The following is a 19,956-nucleotide window of genomic DNA, read 5'->3' on the forward strand; positions in this document are numbered from 1 at the left end:
GATCAGGCCAGGTAGCCCCCATCGACCGTCAGGCTCGCACCGGTGACGAACGAAGCCTCCTCGCTGGCCAGGTAAGCGGCCATGCCGGCGATCTCGTCGGCATGACCCAGACGTCCCAGCGGCACCAGGCTGATGACGTGCTCCAGATAGGGCGCGTCAGCCGGGTTCATGTCGGTAGCGGTAGGACCGGGCTGAATGTTGTTGACCGTGATGCCCCGCGCGGCGAAGTCCAGGGCCAGGCCGCGGACCAGACCGGTCATCGCGGACTTGCTCATGGAGTAGCCGCTGGTGCCGGGGAAACCGGAACGCTCGCCGGCGACACTGCCGATCGTGATAATCCGGTCGCCACGGTTCATGACCTTGGAACAGGCCCGCGCGGCGATGTACGTGGCACGCACGTTGACAGCGTACAGCTCGTCGAGTGCCTCGACGGTGAAATCATCGACCGCGCCCAGCGCGAGTATGCCGGCGTTGTTCACCAGAATGTTCAACGCGCCCAGCTTCTGCACGGTAAAGCTGACGGCATGCTCGATGTCCTGGGCGAATTTGCTGTCGGCCCTGATGGCCAACGCCTTGCCCCCCTCGCCTTCGATGCTGGCGACCAGCGCCTGGGCTTTCTCTTCGGATGCCGAGTACGTGAAGGCGACGGCGGCGCCTTCCCTGGCCAGGCGGCGGACGATGGCGGCACCGATGCCGCGCGAACCGCCCGTGACCAATGCCGTCTTGCCGGTTAGACGCTGTGTGAGTGTGGACATATTCAATACCTGTGTGTGTATGGAAGGGAGGATCAATCCGGGCGGATTACAGGGAGGCGGAAGCCGCAGCGGCTTTTTCGATCATCCGGGCGACGGGCTCGGGGTTGGAAACCATCACCACGTGCGAGGCGCCATTGACCACTTCCACCCCTTTGGCCCCGGCGCGACGGGCCATGAAGGCCATGGCCTGCGGTGGAATGTTCTTGTCCTGGTCACCGTAGATGAACCAGGAAGACACCTTCTTCCATGCCGGTTCGCCGGACTTCTCATTCAATGCCGCGTCGGTGACCGGACGCTGGGTCGCCGCCATCAAGGCCGCCTCCGGTGCCGGCACATCGGCGGCGAACTGGTCGTGGAACTTGTCCTGCTGGATGTACAGGTCCTTGCCGCCATCGGCCAGGGTGACCGGCGCGGCAAGGGTCGGGCCAAGGGTGCTGCCGGGGAATTTTCCGGCCAGGCCGGCGACGGTTTCACCCGCCTCCGGCGCGAAGGCACTGACGTAGACCAGTGCCTTCACCGTGGGATGGCCGTTCGCCGCCGCGCTGATGACATTGCCGCCATAGGAATGGCCGACCAGTACCACCGGCGACTGGATGCTCGATAACAACGCGGAGACCGCCTCGCCATCGCTTTTCACGCTGCGCAGCGGGTTGGCGGCGGCCACCACGGTGAAGCCATCCTGCTCGAGGATCTTCACCACGCCGTTCCAGCTCGAGGCGTCGGCAAAGGCGCCGTGCACGAGCACGACGGTGGGCTTTTCAGGCTGGGCGACGGCGTGGGTGCCGACGATCAGGCTGGCGGTGATCGCCAGTGCGGTCATGACGCTTTTCATGGGTGAACCCCTTCGTCGTATGGTTTAGAAAGCCAGGCGGGTGAAGACGTAATCGTGGTTCTGCACGCGTGCCTGATGGCAGGCGAAGCAGGTCTGGTGCTGTGCCTCATCGGCCGGTTGGCCATTGACGAAGCGTCCGAACCCCCAGCCGCCGGTCGATGCGTATTTTTTCGAGTCCTTGACCATCACCTGAACGGTGGTCGCCGCACCGGGGATCGAGGCGGGCTCGAACTCCGCAGACTGCACGCGCTTCCAGGCCAGCTTGACCAGCACCGTGCCGTCGGGAAACGGCAGCGTCGACGCTTGATAAGCCTTGATCGCCTGCTCGTTGCCGAGCACCGCCCGCAGTTCTTCCAGGGGAGCGCCTTCCAGCGCCGGAGCGACCAATGGCCACTGGCGATAACCGTCGGGAAGTTTCACGCCGTAGATCGGTGAGGCGTCGCCGCTGTCGCCCAGGGCAACGCCGGTCGCGACCAGTGCCGCCGAGGCAATGGCGGTGGACAACACGGCCAGATAAGTGAGTTTCATCAGGGTTCTCCCTTGCGTCGCCGATCAGAGATGGTCGGCGTCGATGACGGCCTGGGCGAAGGCTTGCGGGGCCTCCTGCGGCAAGTTGTGACCTATGCCGCCTTCGATCAGGCGGTGCTCGTACTTGCCCGTGAAGCGTTTGGCATAGGCTTCGGCCGGTGGATGAGGCGCACCATTGGCATCGCCCTCCATCGTGATGGTCGGGACACCGATGGACGGGGCCTGGGCCAGTTTTTTCTCCAGCGCGTCGTACCGGGCCTCACCCTTGATCAGGCCCAGGCGCCAGCGATAGTTGAAGATCGACACGGCCACGTGATCGGGGTTTTGCAAAGCGGCGGCGCTACGGTCGTAGGTCGCGTCGTCGAACGCCCACTTGGGCGAAGCCAGTGTCCAGATCAGCCTGGCGAAATCGTGGGTGTTTTTTTCGTACCCCTGGCGACCGCGCTCGGTCGCGAAGTAGAACTGGTACCACCACTGCAATTCGGCAGCGGGCGGCAGGGGGGCCTTGCCGGCCTCCTGGCTGCCGATCAGGTAACCGCTGACCGCCACCAGCGCCTTGACCCGCTCCGGCCACAAGGCCGCCACGATGTCGGCGGTGCGTGCGCCCCAGTCATAGCCACCGAACACGGCCTGCTTGATGTGCAGCGCGTCCATGAAATCGATGACGTCCGTGGCCAGCGCCGCCGGCTGGCCGTTGCGAACGGTTTTGGCGGACAGGAACTGCGTGTCGCCGTAACCCCGCGCGTAGGGCACCAGAACCCGATAGCCCCGCTCTGCCAGAGCCGGCGCGACATCAGCGTAACTGTGGATATCGTAGGGCCAGCCATGCAGCAGGATGACCACCGGCCCGTCGGCCGGGCCCAGGTCGGCGTAGGCGACATCCAGCAGGCCGGCCTTGACATGCTTGAGCGGGCCGAGGGACGTGTGAGCGCCCGGCGTCAGGGTGCCGAGGGTGCCGGCGGCCACCTCGGCGGCATGGGCGGACGACGAGGTCAGCGTCAGGGCCCCGAGTTGCATGAAGGCCGCCGTCAGAACCGTGCAGGCAAAAAAACGCAGATGACGCGGGACAGCTTGAGGATTCAGCAGGATGCTCATGGTCATTCTCCGGGCGACGGCCCCATGGCCGTCGCGTGATCGATTGGTCATGCAGGGGCTTACGGGGCGGTGTTCGCGACCGCTTTGTTCGCTGCCGTGCGCAAAGGCCGGAACGCGGCACGCAGTTCTTCACTGAACAATTGCGGCTGTTCCCATGACGCGAAATGGCCGCCCTTGCTGACTTCGTTGAAATAGGCAAGCGAGGGATAGGCACGTTGTGCCCAGCTTTTCGGGGCACGGTAGATTTCGTGCGGGAACACCGTGATCGCCACCGGGACTTTGATCTCGGCGGTTTTCTGCGCCGCAGCGCTGAAGTTATTGTTGTTGTTCTCCCAGTAGAAACGGGAGGACAACGCGCCGGCGTTGGTCAGCCAGTACAGGCTGATGTCGTCGAGTATTTCGTCGCGGGTCAGGACGCGCTCGGGCTTGCCGTCGCTGTCGGTCCAGGCGGCGATCTTCTCGTACATCCACGCCGCCGTGCCGGCCGGAGAATCGGCCAGCAGATAACCAATGGTCTGCGGTCGAGTGACCATCATCGCGCCGTAGGCAGCGTTGCGCCCGAAGAAGGTGCTCAGCGAGTTGAAGGCGGTGCGTTCCGGATCGCCCAGTCCGCTCGGCGCCGGATCGCCGCTGAAGATCGGCTTGACCAGCTCCGGCGGTATGGTGGCCGGCATGTTCAGGTGGATGCCCAGTAATCCCGGCGGTGCCAGGCGGCCCAACGCATCGGAAACCACCGAACCATGATCGCCACCCTGGGAGACGTAATGGCTGTAGCCCAGGCGTTTCATCAACACATCCCAGGCCTTGGCCACCCGGTCCGGTCCCCACCCGAGCTCGGTCGGTTTACCGGAGAACCCATGGCCGGGAATCGACGGAATCACCACGTCGAAGGAATCTTCGATGCGACCGCCGTAAGCGGTGGGATCGGTCAACGGCCCGATGGTCTTGAGGAACTCGAATTGCGAACCCGGCCAGCCGTGAGTGAGGATCAGCGGCATGGCGTTGGGATTGCGCGAACGGACGTGGATGAACTGGATGTCGACGCCGTCAATCGTGGTCACGAACTCGGGCAAGGCATTGAGTTTCGCCTCGGCCTTGCGCCAGTCGTAGTCGCTGCCCCAATACTTCACCAGCGCCTGCACCTGGGCCAGTTGCACACCCTGGCTGACGTCGCTGACGGTCTCCTTGTCGGGCCAGCGGGTATCGGCGATGCGCTTGCGCAGGTCGGTCAGTTGCGCTTCATCGACGTGGATACGGTAGGGCCGAATGGCCTCCGATTGTGCCGATGCCGCATTGGCGGCCCATGCGCCACTGCTGCCGGCGAGCAGGGCAAGACCGAGCAGATGCAACCTGGCGGATGAAGCCAGGCAGCGGCGCCAGGTGAGAACGGACGAAACTGCAAGCATGTTCAATCTCCTTTGAGTAAGTGGCCTACAGGCGCAGCGCGAATGGCTGGAGCGGCTACCGGGCCGTGGCCACGGTCATTGCCTCACTCCAGCGCTCGCAGGCTTGATAAGACCACCCGCTTGCCCTCGGGACGATTGCACGTAGGTGTCGGTCGATACCTAAGTATCACTTGCCAGCCAATACCCCTGAATGGTGTCGTCAGCAGCGCGGAACGCGCCCGGGAGGGTGCGAGGTTGAACGTATCGACGTACAGGACAGCACTGGATGGATGGCCAATGAGTGGGGGCACGCTGTACGAGGGGATAAACGAAACGGCGCTGGCGGCCACTCGCTGGGCAGTGGTCGGCCTGTGCATGCTCTTCAACGTGGTCGATGGCATGAACGCTATGGTCATGGCCTTCACCGCAGCCAGCGTTTCGGCGCAATGGGGTTTGAACGGGGTCGAACTGGGGATGCTGCTCAGTGCCAGTCTGATCGGGATGGCCGGCGGCTCGCTGTTCGCCGCGCCGATGGCGGACCGCTACGGGCGTCGCCCCTTGCTGCTGGCCGGCCTGTCATTCAGCGGCCTGTGCATGCTGCTGTCCTTCTGGAGCCAGGGCCTGAGCGCGTTGATGCTGCTGCGCACCTTGACGGGCATTGGCCTGGGGGCGGTGCTGGTGGGGGCCAACGTGTTGACCCATGAGCATGCCAGTGCGCATCGACGCGGCCTGGCAATCGCCCTGCAATCACTGGCCTTCGCCCTCGGCGTAAGCCTGGGGGGCGTGCTGGCACACCTGTTCAATGAAAGCCTCGGCTGGCGCTACGTCTTTCTCGCAGGGGGGTTGATCACGTTCATCGTGACCTGCGCCGGCGTGCTGTGGCTGAGCGAATCGCAGGCGTTCCTGACGCTGCAGCAAGGGCGCCGCGACGCGCGACTGGCAGACGCCAGCCCCATACGTGAAAAGGAATTCGGGCAGTTGTTTGCGTCTGGTCAGTGGCGCCAGACCACGTCGCTGGCGCTGGCCTTCTTCCTCATCATGTTCTGTTTCTACTTCGTGATGAGCTGGACCCCGACACTGATGGTGCAGAACGGCTTTTCGCAGGAGCAAGGCGCAGCGGGCGGGATTCTGCTGAGCCTGGGCGGCATGCTCGGCGCCCTGTTGATGGGCCTGGGGGCGCATCGTTTCGGCGGCAATCGGCTGTTGCTGGGGTTTGTGCTGCTCAACAGCGTGCTGATGACGTTGCTGGTGCCGGCCACTGCCGTGCAAAGCCTGGCGGTGGCCATCGGTTTCAGCAGCGGGTTGTTGCTCAATGGCGCCATCGCCGCGCTGTTTACATTGGCGCCGCAGGCTTTCGCCGCGTCCATCCGCGGCCGTGGCGTCGGTCTGGTACTGGCAGGGGGGCGTTGCGGCGCGATCCTGTCGCCGCCCGTCGCCGGCCTGCTGTTGGATGCTCAGTGGAGCCCGCTGGGCCTGTTCAGCTTTTTTGCCGGCAGCCAAGTGTTGGCGGCACTGTTGATCTGGCGCGGCGCCCGGCCGAGCTCGACGAAACGAACCTAGAACGCCAGCTTGTACCCGATCAGCACCAGCATGGTCGCCAGGCACGGGCGCAGCCAGTCATCGGAGATGCGCCCGGTCAAGTGGCTGCCCAGGTAAATGCCCGGCAGCGAGCCCACCAGCAGGAAACCCAGCACCTGCCAGTCCATGTTGCCCATGCTGGCGTGACCAAGGCCTGCCACCAGGGTCAGCGGTACGGCGTGTGCGATTTCAGTGCCCACCAGGCGGCGGGTTGGCAACAGCGGGTAGAGGATGAACAACGCCACCGTGCCCAGGGCGCCGGCGCCAATCGAGGTCAGCGCCACCATGGTGCCGAGGACCAGGCCGGTGATCACGGTCAGTGCGTTCAAGCGCTGACCGCTGGGGTTGTAGTGGCCGCCGGCGCGTTTATGGGCGAAATCGAGCAGGCGTTTCTTGAAGAAAATCGCCAGCGCCGTGGCAAACAACACGAAGCCCAGCGCCTGCTTGATGACGGCGTTCATCGCCTCGGGCGAGGTTTGCAAGGTGCTGAGGAACCACAGGGTCAGCGCCACGGCCGGCACGCTGCCGAGGGTCAGCCAACCGGTAATGGCCCAGTCGATGTTCTTGTTCTTGCGATGAACCAGCACGCCACTGGATTTGGTAATCGCCGCGTACAACAAATCCGTGCCCACCGCCGTGGCCGGGTTGACGCCGAACCACAACAGGATCGGCGTCATCAGCGAACCACCCCCCACGCCGGTCATGCCGACGATGAAACCCACCACCAGGCCTGCCACGATTAAGCCGAAATCACCGAATTCCATCAAAACGCCCACGAAGCAGGAAAAAACTGGCCCGCAGGATAGCGATTTTTCTTATAACCACTTATATCGATGCGATCTATGTTTATTCCATAAACAATTTCCTGCGGGGTGATCACTGCACCGGCAGGAAATTCAGGAACAACAGGCTTTGCGCGTAGTTCAGGCCGATCCGCCGGTAACGTTCGTCCAGCATCTGGGTCAGCAGGTCGAGGCGCGCGACGATCTTGCCGAATTCCACGGCAAAACTCAGGTTGCTGCCCTCCTCCGAGATTTCGTTGGAAAACAACAAAGGCTGGCCATCGGCCGTTTGCCGCTGGCTCAGGATCCAGGTGGCTTTCTCGATGTTGCGCGCGGCGTTGTTGACGAAGGTCGGGTTGATCGCATCGGTCATGTAGAACTCCAGCCGGTTGCCGTGCGCGGTGACCAGCATGCTGCCGATGGCGTAGATGAAGGCGCCCACCCGGTCGCCGAGAAACTCCGGACTCATGGCATAACTCAGTGCCGCCAGGTCTTTCCTGCCACCCAGGGTCGGCAACGGTTGTTGCTGTTCGATGGCCAGGCGCACCTGTTTCCCGGCCGTACGGGCGTCGAGAAAACCGGATTTTTTCAGTTCCTGCGGGTTGCGCAGGTAGAGCTTGCCCATCAACAGATAGAGGCTCTCGAGGTTGTCGCGCATGGCCAGGGTGGCCATGCGGTCGACGCTGGTCTGGAGAAATTCCTGGGGCCTGCCCTCGCGGAACTGGCTGACGATGTCACGCCCTTGCTGCTGGCTGCACCCGGAAGTGAACAGCATCGACAGCAGGGCCAGCAGCAGGCAATGGCGGCGGGTAGGCACAACGCTGAGGGGTAAAACTCGGGCCATGGGGACGTGGACTTGGGCATGGGCCGGCGGTGGGGATCGCCGCAGGCTGGCCAAGGATAGAGCCGGGAATTACGAAAAAGTGCAGTGCCGGCAATTCACTCACTCAACCCTGAAAACACAATAGTCATACTTTATTAGTGCAAAACCATCAAAACCCGCTATAAATCCCCACACGTCGAATTTCCAATCGACTACTAGTATGACTACTTATCCAAAAACAACAAAAAGGAAGCTTGACCATGCTTCAATCCCGCTCTCCATTGTGCCTCCTTGGACTGTCACTGATGATCGCCACCCTCTCCGCCCAGGCTGCCGGCCTGTCCAGCGAACACAAAAACTTCGGTAAAACCCGCGACGGCACGCCCGTCGAGCAATACGTGCTGCGCAACAGCCACGGCATGCAGGCCACCGTGATCACTTACGGTGCGACCCTGCAGGCGCTGGAGGTGCCGGACAAGCACGGCAAGGTTGAAGACGTGGTGCTCGGTTTCGATGATGTGCGGGGTTATGAGACCGGCAAAGCGTACTTCGGCGCGACCATCGGACGCTTCGGCAATCGCCTGGCCAACGGCGCCTTCGAACTCGACGGCAAACGCTATCAGGTGCCGCAAAACGATGGTTCCAATGCGCTGCACGGCGGTCCGCAGGGTTTTGACAAGCATGTCTGGAAAGCCAGGCCGACCCAGGGCAAGGACTCGGTGGGTGTGACCCTGACGTACCGCTCGGCAGACGGTGAAATGGGTTTCCCCGGCAACCTGGAAACCGAGGTCACCTACAGCCTCAATGATCGCAACGAACTGCGCATCGATTACAAGGCTTCCACCGATAAACCCACGGTGCTCAACCTGACCAACCATAGCTACTTCAACCTGGCGGGTGCGGGCAACGGCGACGTGTTGCAACAGCTCGCGACCCTGCACGCCAGCCGTTACACCCCGGTCAACGGCACGTTGATCCCGACCGGCGAACTGGCACCGGTGGCCGGTACGCCGATGGATTTCACAAAGCCCACCGCCATCGGCAAGAACATCAAGGCCAACCATCCGCAACTGAAATTCGCCGAGCCGAAACAAGGCGGTTTCGACTTCAACTGGGTGCTGGATGCCAAGGGCGACCTGGGCAAGCTCGCCGCCGACGTCAGCGATCCGCAGTCCGGGCGCCGCCTGCAGCTCTATACCACCGAGCCCGGCGTGCAGTTCTACACCAGCAACTTCCTCGACGGTTCGGTCAAGGGCAAGGCGGGCAAGACCTACGCACACTGGAGCGCGTTCACCCTGGAAACCCAACATTATCCGGACGCGCCCAATCAGCCGGGTTTCCCGTCCACCCGCCTGGACCCAGGCAAGACCTATACCCAGAACACCGTGCTTAAATTCAGCGCCCAATAAGTCCGCCCGCCGCCAGCCCCTTCCGGGCCGGCGGCTAACGGCAAAGGGAACCCGTGGGCTATTCTGCTGCCAACTGGAATAGTCCTGGTGTTCAGTGGAGGTTTGCATGCGGGTTCTCGAATTGGCGGGCGTCAAGGTTCCCGTGATTGGCCAGGGCACCTGGCGCATGGGCGAAGATCCGGCCCGACACGCCGAAGAAGTCGCTGCATTGCGCCTTGGCATCGAACTGGGCATGACCCTGATCGACACCGCCGAGATGTACGCCGAAGGGGGCGCCGAGGAAGTGGTCGGCGAAGCGATTGCCGGGCGGCGCGACCAGGTGTTCCTCGTCAGCAAGGTCTACCCGCACAATGCCAGCCGCCGGGGTGTGCCCCAGGCCTGCGAACGCAGCCTGCGCCGGTTGAACACCGATTACCTTGACCTGTACCTGCTGCACTGGCGCGGCCAGTATCCCCTCGAAGAAACCGTCGAGGCCTTCGAACGTCTGCGCGAAGACGGCCGGATCGGCGCCTGGGGCGTGTCCAATTTCGACGTGGATGACTTGCAGGCACTCAACGCCCCGGCGTGCGCCACCAACCAGGTGCTGTACAACCTGGAGGAACGCGGCATCGAATTTGACCTGTTGCCAGCGTGCCAGCAGCATCGCCAGCCATTGATGGCATACTGTCCAATAGGCCAGGGCGGGCAATTGCTGGCCCACCCGACGCTGGCCCAAGTGGCCGCCCGTCACGCGGCGACCCCGGCGCAGGTAGCGCTGGCATGGATTCTGCGACAGGATGGCGTAATTGCCATCCCCAAGGCGGTTCGGCCCGAACACGTGCACCTGAATGCACAGGCCGCGCAATTGCAACTTGAGATCGGGGATCTGGAGGCGCTGGACCAAGCGTTTCGCGCGCCACAACGCAAACAGCGACTGGCCATGGTCTGAGCCATCGCGGTTCTGTCGGAGGGCTTCTCATGAGAAGCACCGATCAGCTCGATGCCTTCAATCTGCAGCGCTTTGTCCTGGCGCAGAACCCTGTGTTGCAGCGCGTGCACAACGAACTCGGCGCCGGCCACAAACGCAGTCACTGGATGTGGTTCATCTTTCCGCAGCTCGCCGGGTTGGGCGACAGCGAAATGTCCCGACGCTTCGCCATTCGCTCCAGCGATGAAGCCACGGCCTACCTCGACCATGCCCTGCTGGGTCCTCGGCTGCTGACCTGCACGCAACTCGTGCTGGATATCCGGGAACGTTCGATTGCCGAGGTGTTCGGTCATCCTGACGACCTGAAATTCCATTCATCGATGACCCTGTTCGCCCAGTTCACCCCGCAGGGCAGCCTGTACCACCAAGCGCTGGAGCGTTACTTCCATGGCATTCCGGATGAATGGACGCTGACACTGCTGGATTCAAAACAGGCCCAGTTGCCCCCCAACCAGGGTTGAGAAATCATCGTCGACAAAGGGCAGGATCGCGTCGGCCACCGGTTGCAATTGGCGCGTGACGTAGTGATCGTAGTCGATGGGCGCGTTGCGGATTTCCAGCGGCTCGGGGCCGGCAACGGTGATCACGTAGCTGATCCAGCCGCCATGCTGGTATTGCCGCGGCCGACCCTGTCGATCGTTGAAGTCGTCGGCGATCCGCGCCGCGCGAACATGCGGCGGCACATTGCGTTCATAGTCATCCAGGGTCCGGCGCAGACGCTTGCGGTAGACCAGCCGATCATCGAACTCGCCGGCCAGGGTCTTGCGCACATACTCGCGCACGTAGTCCCGATGGGGCTTGCGATGAAAGATCAGCGAGTACAGCTCCTGCTGGAACTGTCGGGCCAACAATGACCAGTCGGTGCGTACGGTTTCCAGCCCCTTGTAGACCATTTCGTCGCGGCCGTCGTCGCGCGTCACCAACCCGGCATAACGTTTCTTGCTGCCCTCCTCCGCCCCGCGGATGGTGGGCATCAGAAAGCGTTTGTAGTGGGTTTCGAACTGCAGTTCCAGGGCGCTGTGCAACCCGTATTGCTGCTGCACATGCTCGCGCCACCACTGGTTGACGTGATCGACCAGGGCGTGGCCGATCTGCGCCGCTTCCTGTTGGCCGTGGGCGCGGCGCAGCCAGACGAACGTCGAGTCGGTGTCGCCGTAGATCACCGTATGCCCCTGGGCTTCGATCAGTTGCCGGGTGCGCAACATGATTTCGTGCCCACGCAAAGTGATAGACGAGGCCAGCCGCGTGTCGAAGAAGCGGCAGCCGCTGGAACCGAGCACGCCGTAGAAGGCATTCATGATGATCTTCAGGGCCTGGGACAACGGCGCATTGTGCTCGCGCTTGGCGGTTTCGCGACCCTCGGCGACTCGCGCGACAATGGCCGGCAGGCAATGGCGGGTCCGGGAGAAACGCGCGCCGCGAAAGCCCGGCACCGACTCGCTGTCTTCGGGGTGCCTGAGCCCCTCGATCAATCCCACCGGGTCGATGAGGAACGTGCGGATGATCGACGGATAGAGGCTTTTGTAATCGAGGACCAGCACCGATTCGTACAGGCCCGGTTGCGAGTCCATGACAAACCCGCCGGGACTGGCCTGGGCCGGTTTGCTGCCCAGGTTCGGTGCCACGAACCCCTGGCGGTGCATCAGCGGCATGTACAGGTGAGTGAACGCCGCCACCGAGCCGCCGCTGCGATCGGCCGGCAGACCGGTGACACTGGCCCGCTCCAGCAGGAACGTGAGCAACTGGGTCTTGGCGAAAATCCGCGTGACCAGTTCGCAGTCCTTGAGGTTGTAGGTGGCCAGGGCCGGCTTGTCCTCGGCGAACATGCGATTGATTTCATCCATGCGCTGGTACGGCGTGCTGATCGCCTTGCCTTCGCCCAACAGGGTTTGCGCGACATTTTCCAGGCTGAAGGAGGGAAAACTCCAGGTCGCCGAGCGCAGGGACTCGATGCCATCGATGATCAACCGCCCCGCCGCTGAGGCGAAATAGTGGTTGCGGCTGCCGTGTTCGCGCCATTGCATCTCTTCGCCGCCACGCCCCAGCTTGAGCGGCACCCCCAGCCGTCGCGCATGTTCGTGCAGCACCCGCAGGTCGAACTGCACGACGTTCCAGCCGATGATCGCATCAGGGTCGTGCCGGGCGAACCATTCGTTGATTTTCTTCAGCAGCAGCGTGCGCGAATCGCAGTACTCGAGCTGGAAATCCACTGCACTGGCGTCGCCGTTAGGCGGGCCGAGCATATAGACCTGGCGTTCACCGCAGCCTTCCAGGGCAATGGAATACAGCTCGCCCTGGGCGGTGGTTTCGATGTCCAGGGACACCAGCCTGAGGCTCGGCCGATAATCGGGGTCCGCTTTCATCTGCGCGTCGAGCAGCAGGCCCTCGGCATCCGGCGTACCGCCGAAGACCACCGGCGCGGTGATGAAACGCTCCATCATGTAGCGTTCCGGAGGCCGTACATCACCTTCGAACATCTCGACGCCAGCCTTGCGCAGTGCGGTTTCCAGGCGCATCAACTGGCCGTGCTGGCGGCAATACAGGCCAAGCACCGGGCGGTGGTCGAAATCCTTCAGGGCCAGGGGCTTGAGCTCGACGTTTTTTTCGCCCAGCAGCACCGCTTCGGCCGGTTCGCGTTGCTCGGCCGCAATGAACGCCACCGACGGTTGAGGCGGCAGGCGAATGCGCCGGGGGCCGCTGTCGGTCGCCAGCCAGAATTCGACTTCCGTACCGTTCGGGGTGTCGCGCCAATGCCGGGTCAGGACGAAGCCCCGCTGTAAATCCACCACTGCAACCTCAATGTCGATCAGGAACGCAATTCTACGCGTCATTGCCGGGGATAGCGCCTCCGTCAAAGCGCCGCTCCCACGGGGTCAGGCAAGAAAAACCGCGAAATGACGTTTTTTGCACGTTATCTGCCGCTTTGCGCCTTGCTCTCGACGTCAGGGTCTACGATTCTTCAGGAACAACGACAACACCCGAGAAGCCACCATGAAAACCGTCGCCCAACTGCTCAAGTTGAAAGATCAGAAGAATCAGGAAGTGCACCAGATCAAACCCGACCACATGGTGCTCGAAGCGCTGATGAAAATGGCCGAGAAGAACGTCGGTGCCCTGCTGGTGGTGGAGAATGAGGAAGTACTGGGGATCATCAGTGAACGCGACTACGCGCGCAAACTGGTGCTGCACGGGCGCTCCTCGGTGGGCACGCCGGTGCGCGACATCATGGTGTCGCCGGTGATTACCGTGGACACCCACCAGACCGTCGATACCTGCCTGGGCATCATGTCCGACAAGCGCCTGCGCCACTTGCCGGTGGTGGAGAACGGCAAACTGATCGGCTTGCTGTCGATCGGCGACCTGGTCAAGGAAGCGATTGCGGAACAGGCGGAACTGATCCGGCAGCTGGAGCAGTACATTCGCGGGGAATAAGCCCTCCGCACCCCATTTCCACTGTGGGAGCGAGCCTGCTCGCGATGGACGGTCAGGCGATGCGGGCATTCAGGGAGCCAGCGTTATCGTTGGCGACCCATCGCGAGCAGGCTCGCTCCCACAGGGAATCAATGCCCGTTTCGTGTGAGTCAACCCGGCCAATGCCGGGCAAACACCGGCGCCAGGGTCGGGTGCCGGTCGATCCGCTCCAGCCAGGCGAAAAAACCCGGTCGGGCGCTGCGCAAATGCTCGCGGCTGCCGGCCCAGCGCGTCACCACCGCCGCCAGCACATCCAGTGCCCCGGGCGTTTCGTCCCCCAGGTACAACTCGCCGGAAAACTCATCGGCAAACACCTCCCAGCTCCAGTGCAGCCGCTCGCGGGCGCCGGTCACGAGGTTTTCCCGGGCCGCCTGATCGGCCACCGCCAACCAGCGCTCGGGGTAATCGATGATGCCGATGGCCGCGTAACAATTGCTGACGATGTACGCCAGGCCACGAATGGCCTGGTCGCGCTCGAGCGGTTTACTCGGCAACAGACCCGACTGGGGAAAGCTCAGCCCGAGATGGATCAGGATCGCCGCACTCTCGGTGAGGATGCTGCCATCGGGCAGTTGCAGGGTCGGGATCTGCTTGAGCGGGTTGAGTTTCTCCAGGGCGTGGGCGTCCTCGGTGGATTGCTCGACGTCGATGAAGCGGTACGCGATCTCGCAGAGTTCCAACGCGGCTTCGATGGCGGCGGCGCCGGAGTTGCGGTGTCCGTAGAGTTGATACATAAACACCTCCACTGTGGTGCTCTCTTTGTAGCAGCTGACTCCGGGCTTGCTGGAAAATTTCTTTTTTCAGCCCTGCATCCAAATGGCTTTCCGACGGGTAGTACCTGTAGCAGCCGTATTGGCTGCGCAGCGAATGACTCACTTACGGAGAGAATTTCATGAACGCCAGACAGCTGATGTGCCTTGCCGGTTTGTTCGCCGCTATTCCTGCGGCGTTTGCCCAGAACGGGCTGCCCGACAGTATCAAGGTGCCGGAGGGGCACAAGGTGGCAATGGAAACTACCGGAGTCGGTGAAATCACCTACGAATGCCGCGACAAGGCCAACGCCGCCGGGCAGACCGAGTGGTTCTTCGTCGGCCCCAAGGCGGTGCTCAATGATCGCAGTGGCAAACAGGTCGGTACCTACTTCGGCCCGCCCGCCACCTGGCAAGCAAAGGACGGCTCGACCGTCACCGGCACCCAACTGGCCGTCGCCCCGTCGAGCCCGGGCAACCTGCCTTATCAACTGGTCAAGGCCAATCCGGCCGAGGGCAAGGGTGCGATGAACGGCGTCAGTTACATCCAGCGCGTGGCACTCAAGGGCGGCGTGGCCCCGAGTACGGCATGCACGACGGCCAACAAAGGCCAGCGGGAAGTGGTGAAATACCAGGCGGACTACATTTTCTGGGCAGCCAGCTAAGCCCTGTGGGAGCGCTCCTGCCCGCGACTGCACTGGGTCGGTCAGCACAATGGTCATTGGCCCGTCGATTTCGCGAGCAGGTGCGTTCCCACACGATTCGGGTTTGTTTGCTAGATTGCATTGGATACCCACCGAACGACTGAGCGTTGTGCCCTTGCCTGACACCCTTTTCGACTATGAAGCCCACCTCCTCGCCTGTGGTCGGGGCGAGCGTCAGGCCCTGCGGGCTCTGTATGAGCAGGAAAGCCCTCGATTGCTCGGCGTGGCCAGGCGTCTGGTGCGTGACAACGCGCTGGCCGAAGACATCGTCCACGATGCGTTTATTAAAATCTGGGCCGGCGCGGCGCGTTTCGACCCGACGCGGGGAACGGCGCGGGGCTGGATGTACAGTGTGACGCGGCACCTGGCGCTGAATTTTCTCCGCGACAACAACCGCGAGATACAGGGCGATATCGACCTGTACCGCGATGCTGAAGCCTTCGATGCACAGGCTCACTCGTCACGCATTCATCGGTGCCTGGAGCAACTGGAACCGGCGCGGCGCGATTGCATCCTGCACGCCTACGTCGACGGTTACTCCCACGCGCAGATTTCACACAAGCTCGGCACACCACTGGGCACCGTCAAAGCCTGGATCAAACGCAGTCTGACCGCCTTGCGGGAGTGCATGGGATGACCACTCGACCTGTGGATGAGACCCCGGAGGAACGCGACGAACTGGCCAGCGAGTATGTGCTGGGCACGCTCTCGCCCGAACGACGCACCGAGGTTCAACAACGCCTGCGCGACGACAGCGCGTTGCGCACGGCGGTCGATGGCTGGGAACGTCGCCTGCTCGGCCTGACCGACCTGGCCGAGCCCGTGACCCCGTCGCCCACGCTGTGGCACCGCATCGAGCGCAGTCTCAACGCCTCGATGCCACGATCGGCAACCGCCGCGACCGCACCGCTTTCCTGGTGGAACCGGCTGGGATTATGGCGCGGGTTTGCCGGTGCCGGGCTGGCGGCGACGCTGGTGCTAGGTACGTTGCTGTTGACGCAAGCCACGGTCAAACCGACCTACCTGGTGGTGCTCGTCGCGCCGCAGGACAAAGCGCCAGGCTGGGTGATCCAGGCCAGCAACGCCAGGGAGATCCAGCTGATTCCTCTCGGGGTTGCGCAGGTTCCGGAAGACAAGGCCCTGGAGTTCTGGACCAAGGCCGAAGGCTGGCAAGGGCCGGTGTCCCTGGGCCTGGTCAAGCCTGGACAAACCCTGTCGGTGCCGCTGGACAAACTGCCACCGCTGCAGCCGGACCAGTTGTTCGAACTGACTCTGGAAAACCGCACCGGCTCGCCGATCGGCAAGCCGACCGGGCCGATTCAATTCATCGGTCGCGCGGTGAAGGTCATCTGAACCCCTTCCCTCGACGAACCATCAACCTCACGCGCAGGGAGTCTGCCAAATCATCACTGGCGTCGATGTTCAACATCACGTCAATGAAGTTCTCTTAAAAATTCCGGGGCGTAACATCACACCCATACCAACCCATAACACCCGGAGCACACCACCATGAAACGCCAAATCATCCTCAGCATCGTTCTCTCGGTACTCGCCGCTAACGCCTTCGCCGCCAAACCACCGCGCACCATGATCGCCGAAGGTGGTTCGGATCGTCTGATCGAACGCCGCGTCGCCGAAGGTGGTTCGGATCGTCTGATCGAACGCCGCGTTGCCGAAGGTGGTTCGGATCGTCTGATCGAACGTCGCGTTGCCGAAGGTGGTTCGGATCGTCTGATCGAACGCCGCGTTGCCGAAGGTGGTTCGGATCGTCTGATCGAACGTCGCGTTGCCGAAGGTGGTTCGGATCGTCTGATCGAACGCCGCGTGGCCGAAGGTGGTTCCGACCGTCTGATCGAACGCCGCGCCGTATGAAGCCTCGTTCCAGCGCAATACTCAACAAAAAGCCCGGCCTGATCAGCCGGGCTTTTTCGTGTGCAAGGGGTTACCTGTGGGAGCGAGCAGGCTCGCCGCCACAAAAAACCGGCCCTCGCTCACTTCCCCGCCCGCGCCGTGCAGCGCTGATAACGCTCGTCGACACGCTTGGCAAACCACGCCGTGGTGAGTTTGCGGGTGATTTTCGGGCTTTGCAGGACAATTCCCGGCAATACCGCCCGCGGTAACGCACGACCTTCGGCCTGCTCGGCCAGTTCGAACACCCGTCGATAGAGTTCGGTGTCCTCGAACTCAAGGCTTTTGCCCTTTTCCAGTTGATCGCGAATGGTCGGATGACGCATGTCCAGGCGTTTGCCAAGGGTCCGCACGGCCAACTCGGTGCTGCCGGGCATGATCGAGCCATAGCGCACTAGATCGCCATCCAGCGCCAGCGGGATGCCCGAAGCGCGGCTCAGCGCATTCTGAAACGCCGCATTACGGCTCGCGTACCACCCGGCGTTGAAATCGGCAAAGCGGTACAACGGCTGGGTGTAGCTCACCGGATAGCCGAGCAAGTGGGCGATGCCGAAATACATGCCGCCGCGACGGCTGAACACTTCACGGCGAATCGTGCCGTCGACCGGGTAGGGATAGTTGCGCGCCTGCCGTTCGGCGAACTCGATGCTGACCTGCATCGGGCCGCCGGTGTGCACCGGGTTGAAGCTGCCGAACAGCGTACGCCCCATGGGCACCATGCCGATGAAATCATCGAAAATCGCACTCAGCTCCTTTTCGCTGCGCGCGGCATTGAGCCGGTCGCTATAGCTTTTGCCGTTGCTGGAGCGCACCTGCAACGCAGCGCTCACCAGTAACCCGGGCACATGGACCTTGGCGGCGCGACGGTCGATTTCATCCCGGGCGATCTTGCCCAGGCCCGGCACCGGCGGATCCACTTGAAAGGTCGATTCCTGTTCGGTGACCGCGAGCACGGAACACAGGTTTTGCGTCGAAGGATCGATGCCCTGCGCGGCAAACGCGGCGTAGATGTCGGTGGCCCAGCCCTGGCGATCAGCGGTCCTGGCCGGCAGCAGGCGCACGATCTCGGCCTTGACTTCAGCGGGCGGCCGGGGCGCCACCGGCTGGGTGCGCTGGGTGCCGCAACCGGCCAGTAACAGCAGCGCCGCGATACCGGTGTTCAAGCGATTGACTTGCATGCTGCTCCTTCCAATCCGTTGAACCGGGTTAACCATACGACCAATGGCATGACGCATGCTATGACTGCAACGCGCCGCTGCCGTTCCTGAACGCGAGGCGCCCGACGGACTGCGCCTGCCCGTTGACCTCGACTGGACCATAATGGGGCGGACACACCAGGAGGCAGGCAGATGAACCGTAGCGACGTGTTGATCGTCGGCGCCGGTCCCACCGGGCTGGTACTGGCGCTGTGGCTGAGCAAGCTGAAGATTCGCGTGCGCATCATCGACAGGACCTCGGCCCCCGGCACCACGTCACGGGCGCTGGCCGTGCAGGCACGAACCCTGGAGTTGTATCGCCAGCTGGACCTCAGCGAGGCCGTGCTCAAGGGCGGCCATCGCGTGGCGGCGGCCAACTTCTGGGTCAAGGGTGAACCGGTCACGCGCCTGCCCCTGAGCAAGGTCGGCGAAGGCCTGACGCCGTACGCCTTCCTCGAAATCTTTCCCCAGGACGAGCACGAACGTTTGCTGATCGAACGCCTGGAAAGCTTCGGCGTGCGGGTCGAACGCAACACCTCGCTCGAGGGGTTCGAGGAAACCGGCGACACCCTGACCGCCCGGTTGCGCCTGCCCGATGGTCGCGAGGAAATCTGCCAGGCGTGTTACCTCGGCGGCTGCGACGGTGCCCGTTCGATCGTGCGCAAGACCCTGGACACCGGGTTTCCCGGCGGCACCTACCAGCAGGTATTCTACGTCGCCGACGTGCAGGCCAGCGGGCCGGCCCTCAATGGCGAGCTGCACCTGGACCTCGATGAAGCGGATTTCCTCGCCGTGTTCCCGCTGGCCGGCGAAGGTCGGGCGCGCCTGATCGGCACAGTGCGCGACGAGCGCGCCGAAGCTGTCGACACCCTGCAGTTCGAGGACGTCAGCCGCCGCGCCATCGACCACCTGAAAGTGCAGATCGAACGGGTCAACTGGTTCTCGACTTATCGCGTGCATCATCGGGTAGCCGAGCACTTTCGCAGCGGTCGCGTGTTCTTGCTGGGCGACGCCGCCCACGTGCACAGCCCGGCGGGCGGCCAGGGCATGAACACCGGCATTGGCGATGCCATCAACCTGGCCTGGAAACTGGCCGCCGTGCTGAACGGCAGCGCCACCGCGCAACTGCTCGACACCTACGAAACCGAACGCATCGCTTTCGCGCGCAAACTGGTCGCCACCACCGACCGGGTGTTCAGCTTCGTCACCGCCGAAGGGGGCGTGGCCGATCTGCTGCGCACGCGCCTGGCGCCGTTCCTGCTGCCGAAAATGGCGTCGTTCGCCACGACCCGCCAGTTCCTGTTTCGCACGGTGTCGCAGATCACCCTGAATTATCGCGGGATGCCGTTAAGCATCGGCAGCGCCGGACAGGTGCACGGTGGCGACCGGTTACCCTGGGCGCATGACGGTGAAGGGGATAATTTTGAAGCGCTGAAATGCCCGAACTGGCAGGTGCATGTGTATGGCGACACCAGCGACGAAATGATCACCTGGTGCAACGAACACCACCTGCCATTACACGTGTTCGACTGGCGACCGGCATTCGAAGCCGCCGGGCTTGGGCGCAACGGCTTTTACCTGCTGCGTCCGGACACCTACGTGGCGATCGCCGAAACCTGCTCGGACCCGAAGGTGATCGAGCGCTATTTCCGCGATCACGGAATCCGGCCGTTCATGGGGGCTTACTGACCTGACAAAAGGGGGGGAGACCTGAGAGGAGTCTGGCTGCCCCATCGCGAGCAGGCTCGCTCCCACGCAGACTGATCCCACACAG

The 19,956-nt window shown here is 63.0% G+C and carries 20 protein-coding genes; 10 read left to right on the forward strand and 10 right to left on the reverse strand.

Annotated elements, in window-relative coordinates; translation table 11 throughout:
* Positions 1–2: 2 nt before the first annotated feature.
* The 5 genes from IB249_RS11465 to IB249_RS11485 are packed head-to-tail and all read right to left on the reverse strand — an operon-like array spanning position 3 to position 4,616.
* Positions 3–755 (reverse strand): 3-oxoacyl-ACP reductase family protein, encoded by a 753-nt coding sequence (locus IB249_RS11465; RefSeq protein ID WP_192304608.1) that lies wholly within the window; start codon positions 753–755, stop codon positions 3–5.
* 46 nt (positions 756–801) lie between these two features.
* Positions 802–1,587, reverse strand: a complete 786-nt coding sequence (locus IB249_RS11470) for an alpha/beta fold hydrolase (protein ID WP_192304609.1) — start codon at positions 1,585–1,587, stop codon at positions 802–804.
* A gap of 24 nt (positions 1,588–1,611) precedes the next feature.
* Positions 1,612–2,115 carry a cytochrome P460 family protein gene (locus IB249_RS11475; RefSeq protein ID WP_192304611.1) on the reverse strand — a complete coding sequence of 168 codons (504 nt, stop codon included), beginning with the start codon at positions 2,113–2,115 and terminating at the stop codon, positions 1,612–1,614.
* 24 nt (positions 2,116–2,139) lie between these two features.
* The gene (locus IB249_RS11480; RefSeq protein ID WP_412547994.1) at positions 2,140–3,210 is read right to left on the reverse strand and encodes an alpha/beta fold hydrolase; all 1,071 of its coding nucleotides are present in this window, start codon (positions 3,208–3,210) and stop codon (positions 2,140–2,142) included.
* Between the two features lie 59 nt (positions 3,211–3,269).
* Positions 3,270–4,616 carry an epoxide hydrolase family protein gene (locus IB249_RS11485; protein ID WP_192304613.1) on the reverse strand — a complete coding sequence of 449 codons (1,347 nt, stop codon included), beginning with the start codon at positions 4,614–4,616 and terminating at the stop codon, positions 3,270–3,272.
* A 276-nt stretch (positions 4,617–4,892) separates the two neighbouring features.
* On the opposite strand from IB249_RS11485, the gene IB249_RS11490 reads away from it, so the two are divergent.
* Positions 4,893–6,155: an MFS transporter gene (locus IB249_RS11490; protein ID WP_192304614.1), complete on the forward strand. Its 1,263-nt coding sequence runs from the start codon at positions 4,893–4,895 to the stop codon at positions 6,153–6,155.
* On the opposite strand, the gene IB249_RS11495 is transcribed toward IB249_RS11490, so the two are convergent.
* Together IB249_RS11495 and IB249_RS11500 are read right to left on the reverse strand one after the other, a co-directional pair.
* Positions 6,152–6,937, reverse strand: coding sequence for a sulfite exporter TauE/SafE family protein (locus tag IB249_RS11495; protein ID WP_192304616.1), 786 nt, complete (start codon positions 6,935–6,937; stop codon positions 6,152–6,154). The two genes, IB249_RS11490 and IB249_RS11495, sit on opposite strands and share 4 nt — an antisense overlap.
* Before the next feature lie 112 nt (positions 6,938–7,049).
* Positions 7,050–7,799 (reverse strand): hypothetical protein, encoded by a 750-nt coding sequence (locus IB249_RS11500; protein ID WP_192304618.1) that lies wholly within the window; start codon positions 7,797–7,799, stop codon positions 7,050–7,052.
* Positions 7,800–8,038: 239 nt separating this feature from the next.
* Here IB249_RS11500 and IB249_RS11505 point away from each other — a divergent pair, with 239 nt between their 5' ends.
* From IB249_RS11505 to IB249_RS11515, 3 genes are all read left to right on the forward strand, one after another.
* The gene (locus tag IB249_RS11505; RefSeq protein ID WP_192304620.1) at positions 8,039–9,187 is read left to right on the forward strand and encodes an aldose epimerase family protein; all 1,149 of its coding nucleotides are present in this window, start codon (positions 8,039–8,041) and stop codon (positions 9,185–9,187) included.
* Positions 9,188–9,293: 106 nt separating this feature from the next.
* Positions 9,294–10,115: an aldo/keto reductase gene (locus IB249_RS11510; RefSeq protein WP_192304622.1), complete on the forward strand. Its 822-nt coding sequence runs from the start codon at positions 9,294–9,296 to the stop codon at positions 10,113–10,115.
* 29 nt (positions 10,116–10,144) lie between these two features.
* Entirely contained in the window at positions 10,145–10,615 is a 471-nt protein-coding gene (locus IB249_RS11515) for a DUF1810 domain-containing protein (protein WP_192304624.1), read from the forward strand.
* Here the strand turns inward: IB249_RS11515 and IB249_RS11520 are convergent.
* Entirely contained in the window at positions 10,580–12,940 is a 2,361-nt protein-coding gene (locus tag IB249_RS11520; protein WP_192304887.1) for a DNA polymerase II, read from the reverse strand. The genes IB249_RS11515 and IB249_RS11520 overlap by 36 nt on opposite strands.
* Before the next feature lie 205 nt (positions 12,941–13,145).
* Here IB249_RS11520 and IB249_RS11525 point away from each other — a divergent pair, with 205 nt between their 5' ends.
* A complete protein-coding gene (locus IB249_RS11525) occupies positions 13,146–13,586 on the forward strand; it encodes a CBS domain-containing protein (RefSeq protein ID WP_017339904.1) in 441 nt (146 codons plus the stop codon).
* A gap of 149 nt (positions 13,587–13,735) precedes the next feature.
* Here the strand turns inward: IB249_RS11525 and IB249_RS11530 are convergent, their stop codons facing one another.
* A complete protein-coding gene (locus IB249_RS11530) occupies positions 13,736–14,359 on the reverse strand; it encodes a glutathione S-transferase (protein WP_192304626.1) in 624 nt (207 codons plus the stop codon).
* Between the two features lie 158 nt (positions 14,360–14,517).
* Here IB249_RS11530 and IB249_RS11535 point away from each other — a divergent pair, with 158 nt between their 5' ends.
* The 4 genes from IB249_RS11535 (at position 14,518) to IB249_RS11550 (ending at position 16,950) form a co-directional block, all read left to right on the forward strand.
* Positions 14,518–15,039 carry a DUF3455 domain-containing protein gene (locus IB249_RS11535; protein WP_192304628.1) on the forward strand — a complete coding sequence of 174 codons (522 nt, stop codon included), beginning with the start codon at positions 14,518–14,520 and terminating at the stop codon, positions 15,037–15,039.
* A gap of 154 nt (positions 15,040–15,193) precedes the next feature.
* Positions 15,194–15,715 (forward strand): sigma-70 family RNA polymerase sigma factor, encoded by a 522-nt coding sequence (locus IB249_RS11540; RefSeq protein WP_225606902.1) that lies wholly within the window; start codon positions 15,194–15,196, stop codon positions 15,713–15,715.
* Complete coding sequence (locus IB249_RS11545) at positions 15,712–16,431, forward strand: anti-sigma factor domain-containing protein (protein ID WP_192304632.1); 720 nt, start codon at positions 15,712–15,714, stop codon at positions 16,429–16,431. Before IB249_RS11540 ends, IB249_RS11545 begins: the two co-directional genes overlap by 4 nt.
* A gap of 156 nt (positions 16,432–16,587) precedes the next feature.
* Positions 16,588–16,950 (forward strand): hypothetical protein, encoded by a 363-nt coding sequence (locus tag IB249_RS11550; RefSeq protein WP_192304634.1) that lies wholly within the window; start codon positions 16,588–16,590, stop codon positions 16,948–16,950.
* A 119-nt stretch (positions 16,951–17,069) separates the two neighbouring features.
* On the opposite strand, the gene IB249_RS11555 is transcribed toward IB249_RS11550, so the two are convergent.
* Positions 17,070–18,164, reverse strand: a complete 1,095-nt coding sequence (locus IB249_RS11555; protein WP_192304636.1) for a DUF1615 domain-containing protein — start codon at positions 18,162–18,164, stop codon at positions 17,070–17,072.
* A 171-nt stretch (positions 18,165–18,335) separates the two neighbouring features.
* On the opposite strand from IB249_RS11555, the gene IB249_RS11560 reads away from it, so the two are divergent.
* Positions 18,336–19,871 (forward strand): FAD-dependent monooxygenase, encoded by a 1,536-nt coding sequence (locus IB249_RS11560; RefSeq protein ID WP_192304637.1) that lies wholly within the window; start codon positions 18,336–18,338, stop codon positions 19,869–19,871.
* The last annotated feature ends 85 nt before the right edge of the window (positions 19,872–19,956 follow it).

The sequence above is a fragment of the Pseudomonas sp. PDM04 genome (assembly GCF_014851765.1).
Classification (GTDB): domain Bacteria; phylum Pseudomonadota; class Gammaproteobacteria; order Pseudomonadales; family Pseudomonadaceae; genus Aquipseudomonas.